The following is a 20,405-nucleotide window of genomic DNA, read 5'->3' on the forward strand; positions in this document are numbered from 1 at the left end:
GTAAACAACTTACACTTTCTGATTAAGATGTTTTACATTTTGAATTTTATGATACTCGCTCTTCGTTGCTAATACTTTTTTCAAAATTCTTACATCTTCGGGGCGGTGCAAATCTGTACCAAAGAAATCATACATATTTTTTGACAACATTTTCAAAGCCGTTTCTCGGGCAGCTCCTCCGTATTGATTTACCAACGACATCAAGTTCAATTGTAAATGACAGCCCAAAGCCTTGAATTCCTCAAATTTTTCAAGATGGTCAGCCAAGTATAAATACCTTTCTGGATGAGCCAAAATCGGTCTGTAACCCTTTGTTCGAAGCTTGAAAATAGTAGTTTCCAGATTTATCGGGGCGGCTACAAACGAAAATTCAACCAACAAATATTTATCACCGAACGTAAGAAGGTCATCATTATCCAATAAAACATTGAAGTTTTCATCCATTTTATACTCGGCAGCTACTTCAATTTCTATATCAATTTCATTTTCTTTTAAGGCTACTTTTAATTTTTCAAGACCTTCCTTGATGGTTTCCGAAGTATTCGGATATACCTCCGCCATTACGTGTGGAGTAGTGATGATTCTTGTAAAACCTAACTCTTTAAGACTTTTGATACTCGCTATTGAATTTTCAATACTGGAACATCCATCATCAATCCCAGGAATTAAGTGGGAATGTATATCAGTACCAATGAAAGAAAAATCTTTGATTTCTGTATCAGCAGTAAATTTTTTAAAAAATGAAAACATGTTTATAAAGATACCTTGTATGTGAATTATATAGTATGTGTACTACTTTTTATAAAAATTGAAATATTTATACATTTTTTTACTTCAATTTTAAATATCGTGCTAATAACGTTAAGAAAATAATAAAATACAATCATTCAAGGGCTTATTTAGTAAAAGGTATATTTTAGTCAAAGCCCAAACATTAGCAACAAAAAAACGCTCGGTTAAGTTTAAAAATGTACTTGCCAAAGAATATACTCAACCAAAATTGTCAATATTATTCCAGTATTTAGGACTACTCATGCTAAAATAGCATAATTCTTTATTACTTACATGAGTATTATTTGTATATAAATGTTTTTTCTTTGTAAAGTCAAATTTGAATATCATTTTCTGTATTTGGCTTGGTTGACTAATTATTTGAGAAAATACCCAAACAGTCTTTCATAAAATCTTAAACATTTTAAATTTCACTCATGAAAAACCGCTATTTAGTCCCATTTATTCTTCTGACTACTTTATTTTTTCTTTGGGGCTTTGCTCACAATCTAAACCCTATCCTTATTCCTCATCTGAAAAAAGCTTGCCAACTCTCTGATTTTCAATCTTCTTTGATTGACGGCTCTTTCTTTATGGCTTACTTTGTTATGGCTATTCCTGCTGGAATGGTGATGAAAAAATATGGTTATAAATCAGGTATTTTGGCAGGACTTTTCCTTTTTGCCATTGGTGCATTTTTATTTATCCCTGCTGCCAATACAAGACTTTTCGGACTTTTCTTAACAGCACTTTTCGTTATTGCCAGTGGGTTAACTTTCTTAGAAACAGCCGCAAACCCATACATGACTGTTTTGGGCGAGCCAGAAGGTGCTGCACAAAGGCTTAATTTAGCACAATCATTCAATGGCTTGGCGGCATCTGTTGCTACTTTTTTAGGTGGAATATTTATTTTATCGGGTCATTCTCTCAGTACGGAAGAAACTGCTGCAATGTCACCTGAACAATTAAGTATTTTCTTGGATAGCGAAGCTGCTACCGTAAAAATCCCTTATTTAATCATCGGTTTTGTAGTATTAACGGTAGCTTTTTTACTTTATAAAAGTGAGTTACCTGAAATAACGGAGTCGGGGCATGACATTGAATTGCCAAGTGGCGAACAGTCTTTATGGCGACACAAACACCTTATTTGGGGAATTACTGCCCAGTTTTTTTATGTAGGAGCTCAGGTTTGTGTTTCCAGTTTTTTTATTCGCTACTTAGGCAAAACTGCCAATATTGACGAAAAAACGGCGTCAAGACTTCTTTCAGCAGCATTACTTTGCTTTATGGTTGGGCGTTTTATCGGCACTTTTCTGATGCGTTATATCAGTCCAAATCGTTTACTAAGTATTTATGCTTTGTTGAACATTGTGTTACTGACAGTTGTGGTAATTTATGGCGGAATGCTTTCGGTATATGCCTTGATTGGTGTCGAGTTCTTTATGTCAATTATGTTCCCAACTATTTTTTCACTCAGTATTCAGTCATTGGGAAAAGAAACAAAAATTGGCTCTTCGTTGGTAATTATGTCTATTGTGGGCGGAGCAATTTTCCCACTGATTATGGGACGCATTTCAGATATTTCAAGTATCCAAGTAGCTTACTCTGTGCCATTAGTTTGCTTTTTTATAGTACTTTACTTTGGCTGGAAAGGCTATAAAGTAAAAGCTGATTAATAGATATGAATTATTAGTTATGAATTATGAAATATGAAATATTAGGTTTGAATTATATTTTGATGCTTTAAATATGATTTTTCATAGAGTACTAACACATATCTAATAATTCACATCTCATAACTATTACACTTCCTTTATTTAATTTAGAGCATTTTGAAGACAATAATTTTAAATCAACCTGAACAGTTTCAGCTTATTTCTCGGGAATTCAATGATGAATTATCCGAAAATGAAGTATTACTCAAAATCCACAGAATTGGTATTTGCGGAACTGACTATCATGCTTACCGAGGCAAACAACCTTTCTTTTCTTATCCAAGAGTACTGGGGCATGAACTCGGAGCAGAAATTGTCGCTCTTGGAAAAAACGTTGATAGCACACAGTTAAAAATCGGTGACAAAGTTTCGGTAGAGCCTTATTTGAATTGCGGAAAATGCCAAGCTTGCTCGAATGGAAAAACTAATTGCTGTGAAAATATTCGAGTAATGGGCGTACACATCGACGGCGGAATGACAGAGTATGTAAAAATTCCAGCCAATAAAGTACACCCTTCAGAGATTTTGGGCTACGAAGATTTAGCTTTGGTAGAAACACTTGCCATCGGAGCTCATGCGGTGCAAAGAGCAGGTCTTAGCTCAAACGATATTGTAATGGTAATTGGGGCTGGGCCAATAGGGCTGTCAGTGATTCAGTTTGCCAAATTACATAAAGCAAAAATTGCCGTAATGGATTTCAACGCCCAGCGGTTGGAATTTGCACAGCAATTATTTCAAACCGACGTTTCTATTCAAGCAAAAGCAGATTACAGTACAGATGATTTACGCAAAGACTTAAACGGAGTATTACCAACTGTAATTTTTGACGCAACTGGCAATCCTCAGTCGATGATGAAAGCTTTTTCTTATTGTGCTTTTGGGGGGAAATTGATTTATGTAGGATTGTTTCAAGGTGATGTTACTTTTTTTGACCCTGATTTTCATAAAAGAGAATTGACACTGATGGGAAGTAGAAATGCCATGGCTTCGGATTTTAAAATGATTATCGAAAACATGGAAAAAGGCAATATCGACACAAAAGCATGGCTTACTCATACGGCAGATTTTGAAGATTTACCTTTGGTTTTCAACACTTGGCTCGACCCTCAATCGCAAGTAATAAAAGCCATGCTATCAATCTCATAAAATAAAAGAAAGCCTTAGTGACGAACCGATGACTCTCGAACAATCAATTCAGAATACAATTTGAATGTTTGATAATTCGGTGGTATCGACGAAGGCTTTCTTTCTATCAAATCTAATAATAATTCAGCCGAACGCTGTCCCATTTCTAAAGAAGGCTGAACAACGGTCGTAAGGGCTGGTTCGAGCAAATAGGCAGCTTTTAAATTCGTGAAACCTACCATGGCAATTTGTTCGGGAATACTGATTTTTCTTCTCTTCAAAACAGCCAAACAACCCAAAGCCAAGCGGTCGCTGACGGTAAGTATGCCATCTGGAGGCGTATCTCCTGAAAATAATTCCTCCATCATTTTTTCAATCGCTGCTAAATCGTAGCCACAGTAGCGAATCAGAGATTCATCCACAGGGATTCCGTACTTGTTCAAAGCGGCAATGTAACCGTTTACTCTTTCTTTTGTAATCGACAAAAATGGTGAAGCCGTAATTTGTACAATCCTCCTCCTCCCCTCTCTAATTAAATGTTCAGTAGCCGTAAAAGCTCCTTCAAAATTATCTGAAACTACTTTGTGCGTATTAATTTCTTCCGAAACTCTATCAAACAAAACAATGGGCATTCCTTTCTGATGCAGTTCCTGCAAATGTTCTACACTTTGGGTTTCGCCAGATAGTGAAATTAATAAGCCATCCACTCTTCTTGAAGTAAGATGTTCAAGATTGATAAGTTCTCTTTTATAAGATTCATGGCTTTGAAAAATCACTACATGATAGCCCCGATTGTAGGCGATAGCATCAATTCCGTTGATTACTTGTGAGAAAAAAGGATTGTCGATTTCTGGCACAATCACTCCAATAGAACGGCTTTTGTTTTCCTTTAAACTCAGAGCAATAGGATTGGGGCGATAATTATGCTTTTCGGCATATTCAATGACCAGTTTTTTAGTTTCTGGATTAATCTCATAGCTCCCACGCAAAGCCCTCGAAACCGTTGAGGTTGATAAATTTAGGGCTTTAGCAATATCTTTAATCGTAATTAGCTCCACGGCAAGTTTCTTAGTTTTGTACAATTATACCCTTAAAAGTACTTTCGTTCAATAATCTAATGGATTTTATCTAATTTCTACAAAACATACCAATTCATCTAAATTTAATATAAAAAACCTTCCTTATGATAACGTTACCGATAACGATTGCATAAAAATATTCCATCATTTACTTGTGAAGCCTCATTATACAATATAGGTTTGTTACAAGAACAAGTGATACTTCTTTAATCACTAAATGAGATTTTCTTAGAATAATTAAAAAATTAACATCTTTAAATCATGAGTTTATCATCACTATTTAGCTTAGAAGGTAAGGTAGCCTTAGTAACAGGCGGCGACAGAGGTATTGGTATGGGAATGGCTTTAGCCCTTGCAGAAGCGGGTGCAGACATCATTGTGGCTGCTCTAACACTTGAACCAGAAAACAGTGAAATCGAACAAGCTGTACGAGCTTTAGGTAGAAATTTCGCAGGATATAACGTTGATTTAAGTAAGAGAGAATCATTATATGCTTTTATCAATGAAGTAAAAAGTAAACACGCTACTATTGATATTTTGATTAATAATGCAGGAATGATTTTGAGAAACCCTGCCGCCGAACACTCAGACGAGTACTGGGACAAAGTATTGTCAATCAATTTGGATGCACAATTTATTTTAGCTCGTGAATTTGGAAAAGAGATGATTGAACGTGGTTCTGGGAAAATCATTTTCACGGCTTCATTGCTCAGTTTTCAAGGTGGCATCAATGTACCAAGTTATGCGGCATCGAAAGGGGCAATTAGTAGCGTTGTAAAAGCTTTGGCAAACGAGTGGGCATCAAAAGGTGTGAACGTGAATGCGATTGCTCCGGGCTATATTGCTACTGATAATACGGCGGCTTTACGTGCAGACCCCGAAAGAAGTAAAGCCATTCTTGAGCGTATTCCGGCTGGACGTTGGGGAGTTCCGACCGACTTCCAAGGGCCAGTGGTTTTCTTGGCTTCGGAGGCAGGAGCTTATGTAAACGGAACAATTCTTGTCGTTGATGGCGGCTGGATGGGTAGATAAACCCCATAAACTACTTTGTGTGTTAATCCATAAGGTTTTGAAATTTATTATTTGTACTGATTAGAACCATTTTTCAATGAAAAAACTATTAACAATCGCCCTCATTTTTATTTTGACGGCTTTCAAAAGTCAAGATGAAAAAATTACAGTATTCCTGATTGGAGATTCTACTTGTGCCAACAAACTTCCTGCCGATAACCCAGAAACAGGTTGGGGAATGGTTTTGCCTGCTTACTTCAATGAAAATTCGGTAACGGTACAAAATCATGCCGTGAACGGAAGAAGTACCAAAAGCTTTATCAATGAAAAACGTTGGGAAACGGTTACGAAACTTTTGAAAAAGGGCGATTGGGTTTTGATTCAATTTGGACATAATGACCAAAAAATTACCGACAGTACTCGTTATGCTGCCCCGCAAACTACTTATCGTGCCAATTTGATTCGCTTTGTCAACGAAACTCGTGCTAAAGGAGCAAATCCGATTTTGCTTACGCCCGTAATGCGAAGAAAATTTGACGAAACAAACGGACAGTTTATCGACCAACATGGCGAGTACCCTGCGGTAGTAAAAGCAGTAGCCAATGAATTAAATGTTCCTTTGATTGATTTGCATGCCAAAAGTAAAGCCGTTATCGAACAACATGGCGTTGAAGGTTCTAAGAAACTTTTTATGCACTATGTGGGTGGCATTTTCAATAAATTCCCAAAAGGTATTGTAGACGATACACATTTTTCACAATACGGTGCGGCTGTCATGGCAAGTATGGTAGCAGAAGGCATCAACGAAGCAAGTATTGGTTTGAAAAGCTTTCTCAAAAAATCTGAGTTTCAAGAAAAATTCGTCTTTGAATTACCCAAATATTATACGCCAGTTTTCAGAAAAGATACTTTCGATATTACTCGTTACGGAGCAAAATCAGACGGCATAACACTCAATACTCAGGCAATTAATCAAGCTATAAAAGCTTGTAATCAGTTGGGTGGCGGAACAGTACTTGTACCCAGCGGTTTATGGTTGACCGGTCCAATCGTGATGCTTTCGAATGTAAATCTTCACATTGCCAAAGGAGCAATTTTACAGTTTAGTAGAAATTTAGATGATTACCCAATCATTGCTACTACTTGGGAAGGCGAAGAAGCCTACCGCTGTCAAGCTCCTATTTCTGGCATTGATTTAACAGACATTGGTATTACTGGCGAAGGCGTATTGGATGGCGGAGGTGATGTCTGGAGAGCCATCAAAAAAGGTAAACAAACCGATTCGCAGTGGCAAAAATTATTGGCTTCTGGCGGAGTGCTGAACGAAGCAAAAGATACTTGGTTTCCTTCTGAACAATCGTTGAAAGGTTCGTTAATGACGGGCGGAAGTAAATTGAGTAATGGAAAAACAGCCAAAGACTATGAATCAGTAAAGGCTTTTCTGAGACCGAATATGTTGAGTTTGACTCGCTGTAAGTATATTTTGTTGGATGGTATTAATCTTCAAAATTCGCCTGCTTGGACAATCCATCCGCTACTTTCAGACCATATTACGATGCGAAATGTAAACGTAAAAAATTACTGGTTTGCCCAAAATAGCGATGGCGTTGACTTAGAATCTTGTAGAAATGGTTTGATGGAAAACTGTACTTTCGATACAGGCGACGACGGTATAACGATAAAATCGGGAAGAGACGAGCAAGGTAGAAAAAGAGGTGTTCCGACAGAAAATTTCATTATTAAAGACTGTAAAGTATATCACGCTCATGGCGGTTTTGTGATTGGCTCAGAAATGTCGGGAGGCGTAAAAAATATGTATGTTTCAAATTGTTCTTTCTTGGGAACAGATGTAGGACTTCGATTCAAAACAGCTCGTGGACGTGGCGGTATTGTTGAAAAAATTTATGTAAACGATATTCAAATGACTGACATCGCTGGTGAAGCAGTAATTTTTGATATGTATTATGCCGCCAAAGACCCCGTTCTTTTGGTGGGTCAAGAAGAAGATTTACCCGTAATTGAAGCTAAACCTGTCAGCGAAGCAACGCCACAATTCAGAGATTTTTTTGTAAGAAATATCAATTGTCTCGGAGCAGAAACCGCTATCAAAATTAGAGGTTTACTCGAAATGAGTGTAAAAAATATTTTAATCGAAAATGCGGTAATCGTAGCTAACAAAGGATTATTGTGTATCGAAGCTGAAAATATTTCTTTAAAAAATATTAGCCTTTTCACAAAAGAAAAAACGACCATGCAAGTACAGAACGGTAGAAATATTAGTCTTGACGAAATTCGCTACCGAAATTCAGAGGTATTATTGAAGATTTCAGGAGAGCGTTCACAAAATGTTAAGCTTATCAACACTGATATTTCAAAAGCCAAGAAAGAAGTAGAGTTTGGTCAGAAAGTTTCAAAAAGTATTTATCGTAATCACTAAAAAACATGATTTCAGTAAAAGAATTGACCCTTGTTTCTGACGAACAGATTGCTTGGGAGGAACTCGGAGGAGGAATTAAGCGAAAAGTAATGTCATATAACGACGACATTATGCTGGTAAAAGTAGCTTTTGAGCAAGGCGGTATCGGAGCTTTGCATACTCATCCGCACTTACAAATTAGCTATATCGCTTCTGGTGCTTTTGAAATAACAATTGGTGATGACAAAAAAGTCCTCGAAGAAGGTGATGTCTATTTTGTTCCTTCGGGAATACTCCACGGAGCCGTTTGTTTGGCAGCAGGCGTACTGATAGATGTATTTTCACCCATGAGGGAGGATTTTTTATAGGCTTTCAGCTATCAGCAGTGAGCCTTGAGCTATGAGCTATGAGTTTTTTATATTGCTGATAAAAAAAAGCTCAAAGCTTATTGCTCATAGCTCATAGCTGACAGCTCACAGCTCACAGCTCACAGCTCACAGCTAAAAAACATTAAACACTATTCCAATGAAACTCAATAAACACAACTCAGGATTATCAGAATCGTTCTTTGAATTACCAGAAAAAGTTATACAATTTGGCACAGGCGTTTTATTGCGTGGTTTGCCAGATTACTTTATCAATAAAGCCAACCAACAAGGCATTTTTAATGGTCGAATCGTGGTTGTAAAATCAACCGATGGTGGCGAATCTGCCGCTTTCGACCGTCAGGATAGTCTTTATACAATTTGCGAAAGAGGTTTTCAGCAAGGAAATGTTCATGAAAAAAACATCATTTCTTCTGCTATCAGCCGAGTACTTTCTGCCAAAACACAATGGGAAAGTATTTTGGAATGTGCTAAAAATCCAGATTTACAAATTATCATTTCAAACACTACCGAAGTAGGTATTCAATTGGTACAAGACGACATCAAGCAATATCCGCCCGTTTCTTTTCCGGGCAAAGTATTAGCTTTCTTGTACGAGCGTTTCAAAGCTTTTGAAGGAAGTAAAGAACACGGGATGGTAGTTGTACCAACAGAATTGATTACTGATAATGGTAAAAAATTAGAAGGTATTATTTTTGAATTAGCACATCTCAATGCCCTTGAATCTGAATTTATTGATTGGTTAGAATCGTCGGTTACTTTCTGTAATTCTTTGGTTGACAGAATTGTGCCAGGAAAACCAAACGATACCATCAAACAAGCCATTGAACAAGAATTGGGCTACGAAGACGACTTACTGATTGTTTCAGAAGTATATCGTCTTTGGGCAATTGAAGGCAATCAAAAAGTAAAAAATATTTTATCCTTTCAGCAAGTAGATGAAGGCGTAGTAATTGAGCCAAACATTGATTTATACCGAGAATTAAAATTGCGTTTGCTCAACGGTACGCATACTTTGAGTTGCGGTTTAGCCTTTTTATCGGGCTTCAAAACTGTAAAAGAAGCGATGGCAAACGAAGCGATGTCGGCATTTGTTAGTAATCTAATGTTGGCAGAATTGGCTTTGGGGATTCCATACAAAGTAGATGAAAAAATTGCTCAACGTTTTGGAATGCAAGTATTAGACCGTTTCAGAAATCCAAGTTTGGAACATCAATGGATAAGTATTACGGTTCAATACACTTCAAAAATGAAGATGCGAAACGTACCTACTTTGCTAAATTACTATCAGATTTTCAATTGCGTTCCTGAATATGTAGCCTTGGGCTTTGCGGCTTATCTACTTTTTATGAAAGCTGAGAAAGAAGAAAACGGAAAATTTTATGGAATTTTCAATGGAAATGAGTATTTGATTCAAGATGATAAAGCTGAGTATTTTTACGCAAAATGGCAAAAATTAGCCGTTAATGATTTGGTTGTGAGTATTTTGGCTGACAAAAACCTTTGGGAAGCAGACTTGACAACAATTCCGCAATTCACCCAAAAAGTTCAATCTTTTATTCAACTAATGATACAAAACGGCGTAAAAGAGACCTTGAGTAGCTATCTGAATAAAGGTGAATTGGTATGAGTATAGTAGGCGATTGTCTTACTTTTAAGATTGATTAATTGTATATACTCAGGAAATTAATATTTAATCCAATCATCGAATACTCATCGTGAAAAGAAACGTTTTAAAAATCCATCCGAACGACAATGTGATTGTTGCTTTGACAGACTTGGTCAAAGGTCAGATTGTGGAATTAGACGGACAGAGCTACACTCTGACCGAAGACATAGCAGCCAAACATAAATTTGCTACCGAAGATTTTGAGGTAGGTGCTGAAATTAGAATGTACAATGTTTTGGTTGGGAAGGCTCAAAGTTTTATCAAAAAAGGAGGAAGTATAAATATTTTCAATGTAAAACACGCTGTTGATGCTTTTGAACTAAGAGAAAATACTTCTGAATGGCAAGCTCCAGATTTGTCAAAATTTGAAGGTAAAACTTTTAATGGCTATTACAGACCCAACGGAAGCGTCGGTACTGCCAATTATTGGTTGGTGATTCCTTTGGTTTTCTGTGAAAACCGCAACATCGAAGTACTTCGTGAAGCCTTGGTAGATGATTTGGGCTATGCCAGAAAACATACTTATCAAAGCCAAACAAGTGATTTGATTTCATTGTACAAAGCTGGAAAAACAGTTGAAGAAATCCTTCAAGCTGATATTCAGGCGAATGATAAAGAAAGTAAAAAACAACAATTGTTCCCGAATGTAGATGGCGTAAAATTCCTTTTACACGATGGCGGTTGCGGAGGTACTCGTCAAGACGCTCAAGCACTTTGTGGTTTATTGGCAGGTTATATTACACATCCCAACTGTGCAGGAGCAACCGTATTGAGTTTGGGTTGTCAAAATGCACAAGCAGGTATTTTGCAGGAAGAAATCGCAAAACGTGATGCCAACTTCCAAAAGCCATTATATATTTTAGAACAACAAAATATTGGTACTGAATCGGAATTAATAGCTCAGGCGTTGAAACAAACTTTCGTAGGTTTGATTCAAGCAAACCAATATACTCGTCAGCCTGCCCCATTAAGCAAACTTTGTATCGGGCTTGAATGTGGTGGTTCTGATGGATTCTCTGGTATTTCGGCAAACCCAGCCATTGGCTTTACTTCTGATTTATTAGTAGGTTTGGGCGGTTCGGTAATTTTAGCAGAATTTCCAGAATTATGCGGTGTTGAACAAGAGTTAACCGACCGTTGCTTAGACCCAGAAGATGCCAAATTATTCAGTCATTTAGTACAGACTTATAATAACCGAGCAAAAGCCGTAGGTTCAGGTTTTGATATGAACCCTTCGCCGGGAAATATTAAAGACGGATTGATTACCGATGCTATTAAATCGGCAGGAGCAGCAAAAAAAGGCGGAACTTCGCCAGTTACTTCTGTTTTAGATTACCCAGAACCAGTAAAAAAAGCAGGACTAACACTTTTATGTACACCGGGCAACGACGTAGAGTCAACGACTGCTGAAGTAGCTTCAGGTGCGAACATCGTGTTATTCACAACAGGTTTGGGTACTCCAACAGGAAACCCAATTGCTCCAGTAGTGAAAATTGCCACCAACACAAAATTGTACGAAAAAATGTCGGATATTATCGACATCAACACAGGTACAATCATTGAAGGTGAAGAAACCATTGAAGAAGCAGGAGAACGCATTTTGGACTATGTAATAAAAGTAGCAAGTGGCGAAATCGAAGTTTGTGCGGTCAGAAATGGACAAGATGACTTTATTCCATGGAAACGTGGTGTATCCTTATAAGAAAATTGGAGCTCGAACAAAGAGGATTCAGTTTATTATCAAGATACGACAAAACTCCTCTTTGTTCGCCTTGATTTCCCATGTTCCAATTTAAAATTTTAGCAAAATGCTGTACACAAAAACATTTTTAGACGAAGACTTCCTTTTACAAACGGCAACTGCCAGCAAACTCTACCACGATTTTGCTAAAGAAATGCCCATTATTGACTACCATAACCACTTGCCACCAGACCAAATTGCTCAGAACAAGAGCTTCGAGAACATTTCTCAAATTTGGCTTTACGGTGACCATTACAAATGGCGTGCAATGCGTGCGAATGGTGTAAATGAAAGTTATTGTACTGGAAATAAATCGGACTACGAAAAGTTTGAAAAGTGGGCTGAGACCGTGCCATATACCATGCGTAACCCGCTCTATCACTGGACTCACCTTGAATTACAACGTTATTTTGATGTACATGAAATCTTAAATCCTAAAACAGCTCGTAAAATTTATGATGAATGTTCAGCAAAATTACAAACACCAGAGTTTGCGGTAAGAGGTTTGCTAAACAAAATGAATGTAAAAGTAGCTTGTACAACCGACGACCCTTTGGACTCGTTGGAGTATCATCAAGCGATAAAAGATGACGAAAGTATCGAAACAAAAGTATTGCCTACTTTCCGTCCAGATAGATTTATTTTGATTGAAAACCCAAATTATACCAGCTTTATTGAAAAATTAGGAGCAATCGTCAATCAAGAAATTAGTACTTTCTCGGGCTTAGTAGCGGCATTGAAAGTACGTGCTGTGTTCTTTGCTTCTATGGGCGGACGTTTAGCTGACCACGGTTTAGAACAAATTTATGCGGCAAATTTTACCGAAGAAGATGCCAACAAAGTATTCCAAAAAACATTGGCAGGGCAGTCTATCAGCGATGCGGAGGCTTTACTTTTCAAATCGGCGATTTTGCATCATTTAGGTGTAATTTACCATGAATTAGGTTGGACACAGCAATTCCACTTGGGAGCTTTACGAAACAATAACTCAAGAGCCATGCGTTTGTTGGGGCCAGATACTGGTTGGGATTCTATCGGAGATTTCTCGCAGGCTTCTTCTCTTTCTAAGTTCTTAGGACGTTTAGATGAGTATGACCAATTGGCTCAAACTATTATTTATAACCTCAACCCACGTGACAACGAGTTGATGGCTACCATGATTGGTAACTTCAACGACGGTTCTGTGGCTGGTAAAATTCAATTTGGTTCTGGCTGGTGGTTTTTAGACCAAAAAGATGGTATGGAACGCCAAATGAACGCTTTGTCAAACATGGGTTTATTAAGCCGTTTTGTCGGAATGTTGACAGACTCTCGTAGTTTCTTGTCGTTCCCACGCCACGAATATTTCCGTAGAATACTTTGTAATTTACTCGGAAATGAAATCGAAAACGGTGAATTACCTAACGATATTGAATGGATTGGACAGATGGTTCAAAACATCTGTTACAATAATGCTAAGGAATATTTTAAATTTTAAAATAAGCTTTAGGCTATAAGCTGTAAGCTATGAGCATTCTGTAAATCAGTATTTTATTTAACATCCTATTGTATAATGCTCAAAGCTTATAGCTCACAGCTTAAAGCTCAGAATATAATGACTAAAATCTGTTGTTTCGGGGAATTATTATTGCGGTTTTCTCCTAAAGCCGAAGGAGCTTGGATTCAAAATGCTACAATGCCTGTGTTTGTAGGTGGTGCAGAACTGAACGTAGCCACTGCCTTAGCCAATTGGGGATTGAATGCTTCTTATTTTACAGCATTGCCTGATAACTCTTTGGCGACTGACATTAAAAATTATATACAATCGAAAGGAATCAATACGGATAGTATTAATACTTCTGGCGAAAGAATCGGAACGTATTATTTACCACAAGGTTCTGACTTGAAGAATGCAGGCGTAATTTACGACAGAGCTTATTCTTCTTTTGCCAGTTTAAAAGTAGGACAAATCGACTGGAAATCTGTTCTGAAAGATGTTTCTTGGTTTCATTTTAGTGCTATTAGCCCAGCCTTGAATCAAGATGCCGCAGACGTTTGTTTAGAAGTATTGAAAGTAGCTTCGGAAATGAATATTACAATTTCTGTGGATTTGAATTACCGTGCCAAGCTTTGGAAATATGGTAAAAAACCCGTAGAAATTATGCCAACTTTGGCACAATACTGTGATGTAATTATGGGAAATATCTGGGCAGCTAACACGCTATTGGGCATCGAAATCGACCCTCTGCTGTTGGCAAGTACTGCCAAAGTACCCGACTACGATTATTTACAACACGGAAAAGCTACTTCAGAAGCCATTCAGAAGACCTTTCCAAAATGTAAATTCGTAGCCAATACTTATAGATTCGACTACCAAACTACTGGGATTGAATATTATACGAGTTTATTTACAGAAGGAGAACAATTTGTTTCGCCACTTTTCTATGCAGAAAGCGTGGCAGATAAAATCGGTAGTGGCGACTGTTTTATGGGAGGTCTGATTTATGGATTATCTCAAGCACATCACCCACAAACGGTTATCAATTACGCTTCGGCAGCCGCTTATGGTAAACTCCAAGAGTACGGCGATGCCACTCAACAAAGTGTAAATCAGGTACAAGCAATTTTAGAGAAGGTGAGTTAGTATTGAGTGCTGAATTGTGAACGGTTCGCCGTAGAGATGTTGAATTTTGAATTTAAAATAATGGATTTCAGAATTTTATAACTTTTTTAAATCTAAGATAATTCTTTAGACAACAGGCTGTAAGCCGTAAGCAAAAGCACTTTTTATAGTAAAAAATAAATATTTGCCTTTTGGCGAAAAGCAAAATAGTTTGCTTACATATCAACAATTAAAAACATAACTCATAATTCATATCTCATAATTACAACCTTCTTTCTACTGAATTTAATCTTGGTAAAAATATGAAAAACGAAGCATTAGCATTACCCGTTGGCATAACCTTAGACCGCTTTATTATGCGAAATCAAGAAGCATTTCAATTTGCTTCTGGAGAATTATCGCAACTCCTAAGAGACATTGCATTGGCAAGTAAAATCTTGAACCGTGAAATTAACCGTGCCGGACTGGCGGATGTCACTGGTCTTTTGGGTTCACAAAATGTTCAAGGCGAAGCCCAACAAAAATTAGATGTAATTGCTGATATTCGTTTTCTGAGAGCCTTGAAAAACGGTGGCGAAGTATGTGCCATTATTTCTGAAGAAGAACCTGAAATCATTCTTACAGGAAATAATCATGCGAAATATGTAGTAGCCATCGACCCTCTGGACGGCTCCTCAAATATTGATGCCAATGTTTCTATCGGTACAATTTTCTCGATTTTCCGTAGAAAAACGCCCATCGGAACAGTGCCAACAATTAAAGATTGTATTCAGCGTGGCGACGAACAAGTAGCCGCTGGCTATATCCTTTATGGTTCTTCTACCATTTTGGTTTATACTACTGGCAAAGGCGTAAATGGCTTTACTTACGATAATTCGCTTGGAGAGTACTTCTTGTCGCATCCGCAAATGCAGGTAAACGACAACGGAAAAATATTCTCTTGTAATGAAGGTAATTTTTATGATTTCCCTCAAAACATTCAAGACTATTTGACCGATTGCAAGAAAAAACGCTACGCAGGAAGATATATCGGCTCGTTGGTAGGCGATTTTCATAGAAATTTATTGAAAGGTGGCGTTTATTTGTACCCGCCAACCTTACAAAACCCAGAAGGAAAGTTACGTTTACTTTATGAATGCTTACCTTTGGCTTTTATTATCGAACAAGCTGGCGGAAAAGCTTCGGATGGCAAACAAAGAATATTAGAAATTCAACCACAAAACCTTCACCAACGTTCGCCATTATACATTGGCTCAAGTACGATGGTAGACGCTATTGAAGAAAGTTGTAAAGAAGTAGCAGTAAATTGAATTATGAGTTATGAATTATGAGTTAGTGGTGTGCGATAGTTTTAAAGTGATTTGGGATTTGGGATTTCTGATTTCGGAAATTATAGAAACTCTCTTTTTAAAACACTAAAAATCAACACTTTAAAAACACTTATAAATTCACCTTTTTTAATGCTAAATTCATTTATCGCTAAGTAAATCCATAATCGCTCAATCTCTAATTAAATCAGCAATTTTTGCTTTTTTATTGAATCACAAAAACGATGGCATTTTTTCAACCAAAGATATTAAATCAATTACTGGCGGATTTTCCGCTTGTACCCGTATTTTATCACGAAGATATTACGCTTACCAAAAGTATCATAAAGGCTTGCTATGATGGCGGAATGCGTGCTTTTGAGTTTACAAATCGTGGTGAAAAAGCTTTGGAAGTATTTTCAGCAATTTATCCCTTTATCAGAGAAAATTGTCCTGAAATGGCTTTAGGAATTGGTACAATTTTTACAGCAGCACAAGCAAAAACATTTATTGATGCAGGTGCTGATTTCGTGGTTCAGCCAATCATCACGCCAGAAGTTGGTGCTTACTGTTTGGCAAACGAAGTAGCCTGGTTTCCGGGTGCAGCTACTTTGAACGAAATTTATACCGCTACACAATTAGGAGCTGAAATCGTGAAGATTTTTCCAGGGAATGTTGTAGGGCCGGGCTTTGTAAAATCAATCAAAGGGCCAATGCCAAACCTTAAAGTAATGGTAACAGGTGGCGTTGAACCTACTGAAGAAAGTCTAAAACAATGGTTCTCTGCTGGCGTAACTGCCGTTGGCATGGGTTCGCAGTTGTTTCCAGCAAGTTTGTTGGCAAGTGCTAAATTCGACGAATTGAGTAGCAATGTAAAGGCTTTGTTGGCTTATGTTGAAACCTTAAAAACTAAAAAATAGTTGTCATTTGAAATAATTAAATTGGATAATAGTAGAGTGTTTACAGGTATCGCAATCATGTGATACCTGTTTTGTTTTTAGAAGTCTCAAAATCCAAGCGTATATCTTTTCAAATACTTTTATTTAATTGAATTTTAGTGCTAATTGCATAAATTTACGCCTCTAAAAAAACAGAACATACAATTACAATTATCACCAATCATGGAAAAAATAAGATCGACTACCGTCTTGGCGGTAGTGCATAACGGGCAAGTAGCAATTGGAGCAGACGGACAAGCGACGATGGGAAATACCGTTGCTAAAAACCACGTTCGCAAAATCAGAAAAATGTTGGATGGGAAAATCGTAACTGGTTTTGCAGGTTCTACTGCTGATGCTTTTACTTTATTAGAACGTTTTGAAGAAAAACTAAACGCTTATGGCGGAAATATGAAACGGGCAAGTATTGAATTGGCAAAAGACTGGCGAACAGATAGATACTTGCGTAAGTTAGAAGCCATGATGATTGTAGCGAATAAAGAAGAAACCTTAATCATCTCTGGAACGGGCGATGTACTTGAGCCAGAAAATGGTATCGCCGCTATCGGTTCAGGAAGTAATTATGCCCTTTCGGCAGCATTGGCTTTGCGTAAACACGCTGCTCATCTTTCGGCAGAAGAAATCGTAAGAGAAGGACTCACCATCGCAGCAGACATTTGTATTTATACAAATCATAATTTTATTATTGAAAAACCAGTGTAGGGATTTGGGATTGAGGATTTCGGATTTGGGTTTTGGCTATCGGTCATCGGCTTTCAGCTTTCGATTAAAAAACTTATACTGACAACTGAAAGCCGATGACCGAATTCCGAAAGCCCAAGGCAAATCAAAAAAAATGCGATTTGGCTGTTGATTGAAACTAATTTTTCATTAATCTTGTATTCCAATAGAGTAAGTATTTATTAACTTTAAATTGAATAAAACTATGTCATTAAGATTAGGAGATATCGCCCCAGACTTTACGGCGGAAACAACTCAAGGAACAATTAATTTCCATGAATGGATTGGTGATTCATGGGCTTTACTTTTCAGTCACCCAGCCGACTTTACACCCGTTTGTACGACTGAGTTAGGCAAAACAGCTTTACTAAAAGGAGAATTTGAGAAAAAAGGCGTGAAAGTAATCGCTGTTTCGGTTGATGATTTAGACTCACACAACAAATGGGTGCCAGATATTGAAGAAGTGAATGGCGTAAAAGTAAATTTCCCTATCATTGCCGACTCAGACCGTAATGTGGCTACTTTATATGATATGATTCACCCAAATGCGTCTGAAAAAGCAACTGTTCGTTCGGTATTTATCATCGGACCAGATAAAAAAGTGAAATTAACACTTACTTATCCAGCTTCTACGGGTCGTAATTTCCAAGAATTATTACGTGTTATTGATTCACTTCAATTGACAGCCAACTACCAAGTAGCAACACCAGCAGATTGGAAAGATGGTGAAGACGTAATCATTACTCCAGCCGTAAAAACAGAAGACGCTGCTGCTAAATTCCCGAAAGGTTTTACTGTTGTGAAGCCATATTTGAGAACAACGCCACAGCCAAACAAATAATTTTCAGTATTTTATCAATAAAAGGCAAAGAAATAAAATTTATTTTTTTGCCTTTTTTGTATTTTTGTATTTATGAAATACATAAAACTTCTACAAAATTTCTACCTCTCTCTATCCCATCGTGATAGGTTTGTTCTGCTATTCTTTTTATTAATCATCTTTATCGCTATTATTTACAACTCAGGTGGCAGTAATCCCAACGGTTGGAAAAAAGTACATAAACTCGGCATTTCACTTCCGCTGAAGTATTCTATTCATGGCATCGACGTATCGCATCATAACGGGCTAATTGACTGGAGAGACGTAAAAAGAATGCGTTTTACTCGTGATGATTTAAAGCTACAATTCTGTTTTTTAAAAGCTACCGAAGGACTAACCCACGCCGACCGCCAATTTGAACGCAACTGGGTACAAGTAAAGAAAAGTGGATTGATTCGTGGAGCTTACCATTTTTTTATTCCTTGGCGTGAACCTGTCGGGCAGGCAAAAAACTTTATCAATTCTGTTTCTTTAGAAAAAGGAGATTTAGCTCCAGTTTTAGACATCGAGCAAAATTCTTTGAAACCCGACAAACAAATTATTGAAGAAATTGAAACTTGGTTGAATATTGTAGAAAAACATTACCATAAAAAGCCGATTATTTATACAAACCCCAGTTTTTACAAGAAATTTATCAAAGGAAATTTTGATGAATATCCACTTTGGATAGCCGACTACTCAAACGAAACGCTGAAAGGTTATCCTTCAAACTTGTGGTTTTGGCAACACAACCAAAAAGGTTGGTGCGAAGGCGTAAAAGGCACGGTAGATTACAATGTATTCCTTGGCGATGAAGGAGATTTAGAAGATTTATGCTTGTGAAACTACTTTTTCAAATTGTTCAAAAATAGCTTTGGCATAATTCACATCTTGGTTAATTTCAGCGTAAGCTTTCATTTGTTGCGTGTCTCCGATAGTATCTGTATTTTCTAATAAAAAGGACATTTTCTGAAATAAATCCTCCTCAAGATTTTCATCTACCACAATTCCTAATTGTTTACTTGAAGCAATTTTTCCCATCAAACCAAAATTATAGGTAATCAAAGGTTTTTGGGCGGCGGCGGCTCTTACCATTATGCCACTCATGCCAATATGTTTATCGTACAAAGCCAAAATATAATCTGAGGCTTCAAAGTATAATTGAATGTCTTCTTTTGGAATAAAAGTACTCAGCGTAACAATTTGAAAATCGTTATTGATGCTATTTTTCAATACTTCAAATCGCTGTTTTTCAGTAGCTTCCCACCCTCCTACTATCAATAAACAACCTTTTTTAGCTTGATTTGGGCTAAGTTTTTGAATTACTTCTAATACTTTTGATACGCCTTTTCTGCTATCTAAAAAGCCAAAAATAAGAAATACTTTTCGTTCATCCGTTATTCCTAAAGACTGCTTAGTAGTTTGAGGTTTTTCATGGACTGGATAAATATGAAGCGGGTCGGGCAAGTATTTTACTTTGTCAGTTTGCCAATGCGTTCTGATAAAATCTGCGGCATAAGTATCTAAAGTAAACAGACTATCTAAGGTTTTACTTTTCACAACATACTTCAACATGATATTTTTACGCCAATAATTAAGGCGTTCTTTCAAAGAAGCTGAAGTATAATTGACCAAAGTTGGTCTGAAAAAAATACCAGAAACAGGACAAAATGATTGTTGATTTCGGATAAGTGTCAACTGAAAATAGTCGATGTACATCAAAAAACCATACACAGCATTCACAGAAGCCGCATACTGGTTAAAAATTTTCCACTCTAAATTCGCTCTTTTTAATACACTTGGTACATTTTTAAGAGCCGTTGCCTCCTCATTGTTTAAATACATCCACCGAATTTGCTCAGAAGAAGTTTGTTCTACAATTTTTGGATGTTTTTCTAAAAAATCTGGAGCAACCAAAACGGTGAGGTCGAAAGAATAATTTTGCTGATAATAATTGATTAACAAGGCAAATAAGTAATCTGAATGATGCCCAGAGGCATCAGGTTCAAACAAAAGTATCTTCTTACGCAAACTCATCATATTTG

General features: G+C 37.1%; 17 protein-coding genes. 14 read left to right on the forward strand and 3 right to left on the reverse strand.

Annotated elements, in window-relative coordinates:
• Positions 1-9: 9 nt before the first annotated feature.
• The gene (locus VB248_RS08895; protein ID WP_323296413.1) at positions 10-750 is read right to left on the reverse strand and encodes a tyrosine-protein phosphatase; all 741 of its coding nucleotides are present in this window, start codon (positions 748-750) and stop codon (positions 10-12) included.
• Between the two features lie 458 nt (positions 751-1,208).
• Here VB248_RS08895 and fucP point away from each other — a divergent pair, with 458 nt between their 5' ends.
• Both fucP and VB248_RS08905 read left to right on the forward strand, forming a co-directional pair.
• Complete coding sequence (fucP, locus tag VB248_RS08900; protein WP_323296414.1) at positions 1,209-2,447, forward strand: L-fucose:H+ symporter permease; 1,239 nt, start codon at positions 1,209-1,211, stop codon at positions 2,445-2,447.
• A gap of 156 nt (positions 2,448-2,603) precedes the next feature.
• The gene (locus tag VB248_RS08905) at positions 2,604-3,632 is read left to right on the forward strand and encodes a zinc-binding alcohol dehydrogenase family protein (RefSeq protein ID WP_323296415.1); all 1,029 of its coding nucleotides are present in this window, start codon (positions 2,604-2,606) and stop codon (positions 3,630-3,632) included.
• Positions 3,633-3,646: 14 nt separating this feature from the next.
• Here the strand turns inward: VB248_RS08905 and VB248_RS08910 are convergent, their stop codons facing one another.
• Positions 3,647-4,669, reverse strand: a complete 1,023-nt coding sequence (locus VB248_RS08910; RefSeq protein WP_323296416.1) for a LacI family DNA-binding transcriptional regulator — start codon at positions 4,667-4,669, stop codon at positions 3,647-3,649.
• Between the two features lie 282 nt (positions 4,670-4,951).
• Between VB248_RS08910 and VB248_RS08915 the strand changes: the two genes are divergently transcribed.
• From VB248_RS08915 to VB248_RS08970, 12 genes are all read left to right on the forward strand, one after another.
• The gene (locus VB248_RS08915; RefSeq protein WP_323296417.1) at positions 4,952-5,722 is read left to right on the forward strand and encodes an SDR family oxidoreductase; all 771 of its coding nucleotides are present in this window, start codon (positions 4,952-4,954) and stop codon (positions 5,720-5,722) included.
• Between the two features lie 76 nt (positions 5,723-5,798).
• Positions 5,799-8,138: a glycosyl hydrolase family 28 protein gene (locus VB248_RS08920; RefSeq protein ID WP_323296418.1), complete on the forward strand. Its 2,340-nt coding sequence runs from the start codon at positions 5,799-5,801 to the stop codon at positions 8,136-8,138.
• Between the two features lie 5 nt (positions 8,139-8,143).
• Positions 8,144-8,485 (forward strand): cupin domain-containing protein, encoded by a 342-nt coding sequence (locus VB248_RS08925; RefSeq protein ID WP_323296419.1) that lies wholly within the window; start codon positions 8,144-8,146, stop codon positions 8,483-8,485.
• A gap of 157 nt (positions 8,486-8,642) precedes the next feature.
• Complete coding sequence (locus tag VB248_RS08930) at positions 8,643-10,133, forward strand: tagaturonate reductase (protein WP_323296420.1); 1,491 nt, start codon at positions 8,643-8,645, stop codon at positions 10,131-10,133.
• Positions 10,134-10,221: 88 nt separating this feature from the next.
• On the forward strand, positions 10,222-11,874 hold the full coding sequence (locus tag VB248_RS08935; RefSeq protein WP_323296421.1) for a UxaA family hydrolase: 1,653 nt from the start codon (positions 10,222-10,224) through the stop codon (positions 11,872-11,874).
• A 106-nt stretch (positions 11,875-11,980) separates the two neighbouring features.
• The gene (gene uxaC, locus VB248_RS08940; RefSeq protein WP_323296422.1) at positions 11,981-13,390 is read left to right on the forward strand and encodes a glucuronate isomerase; all 1,410 of its coding nucleotides are present in this window, start codon (positions 11,981-11,983) and stop codon (positions 13,388-13,390) included.
• A 117-nt stretch (positions 13,391-13,507) separates the two neighbouring features.
• Entirely contained in the window at positions 13,508-14,536 is a 1,029-nt protein-coding gene (locus VB248_RS08945; RefSeq protein WP_323296423.1) for a sugar kinase, read from the forward strand.
• A 335-nt stretch (positions 14,537-14,871) separates the two neighbouring features.
• Positions 14,872-15,825, forward strand: a complete 954-nt coding sequence (fbp, locus tag VB248_RS08950; RefSeq protein WP_407652902.1) for a class 1 fructose-bisphosphatase — start codon at positions 14,872-14,874, stop codon at positions 15,823-15,825.
• 242 nt (positions 15,826-16,067) lie between these two features.
• Positions 16,068-16,742 (forward strand): bifunctional 4-hydroxy-2-oxoglutarate aldolase/2-dehydro-3-deoxy-phosphogluconate aldolase, encoded by a 675-nt coding sequence (locus tag VB248_RS08955; protein ID WP_323296425.1) that lies wholly within the window; start codon positions 16,068-16,070, stop codon positions 16,740-16,742.
• A 201-nt stretch (positions 16,743-16,943) separates the two neighbouring features.
• Positions 16,944-17,483 carry an ATP-dependent protease subunit HslV gene (gene hslV / locus VB248_RS08960; RefSeq protein WP_323296426.1) on the forward strand — a complete coding sequence of 180 codons (540 nt, stop codon included), beginning with the start codon at positions 16,944-16,946 and terminating at the stop codon, positions 17,481-17,483.
• Positions 17,484-17,706: 223 nt separating this feature from the next.
• The gene (locus VB248_RS08965) at positions 17,707-18,342 is read left to right on the forward strand and encodes a peroxiredoxin (RefSeq protein ID WP_323296427.1); all 636 of its coding nucleotides are present in this window, start codon (positions 17,707-17,709) and stop codon (positions 18,340-18,342) included.
• 72 nt (positions 18,343-18,414) lie between these two features.
• Complete coding sequence (locus VB248_RS08970) at positions 18,415-19,203, forward strand: glycoside hydrolase family 25 protein (protein ID WP_323296428.1); 789 nt, start codon at positions 18,415-18,417, stop codon at positions 19,201-19,203.
• Here VB248_RS08970 and VB248_RS08975 read toward each other — a convergent pair.
• Positions 19,192-20,400 carry a glycosyltransferase gene (locus VB248_RS08975; RefSeq protein ID WP_323296429.1) on the reverse strand — a complete coding sequence of 403 codons (1,209 nt, stop codon included), beginning with the start codon at positions 20,398-20,400 and terminating at the stop codon, positions 19,192-19,194. The two genes, VB248_RS08970 and VB248_RS08975, sit on opposite strands and share 12 nt — an antisense overlap.
• Positions 20,401-20,405: the final 5 nt, after the last annotated feature.

It is taken from the genome of Arcicella rigui (assembly GCF_034929435.1).
Taxonomy (GTDB): domain Bacteria; phylum Bacteroidota; class Bacteroidia; order Cytophagales; family Spirosomataceae; genus Arcicella; species Arcicella rigui.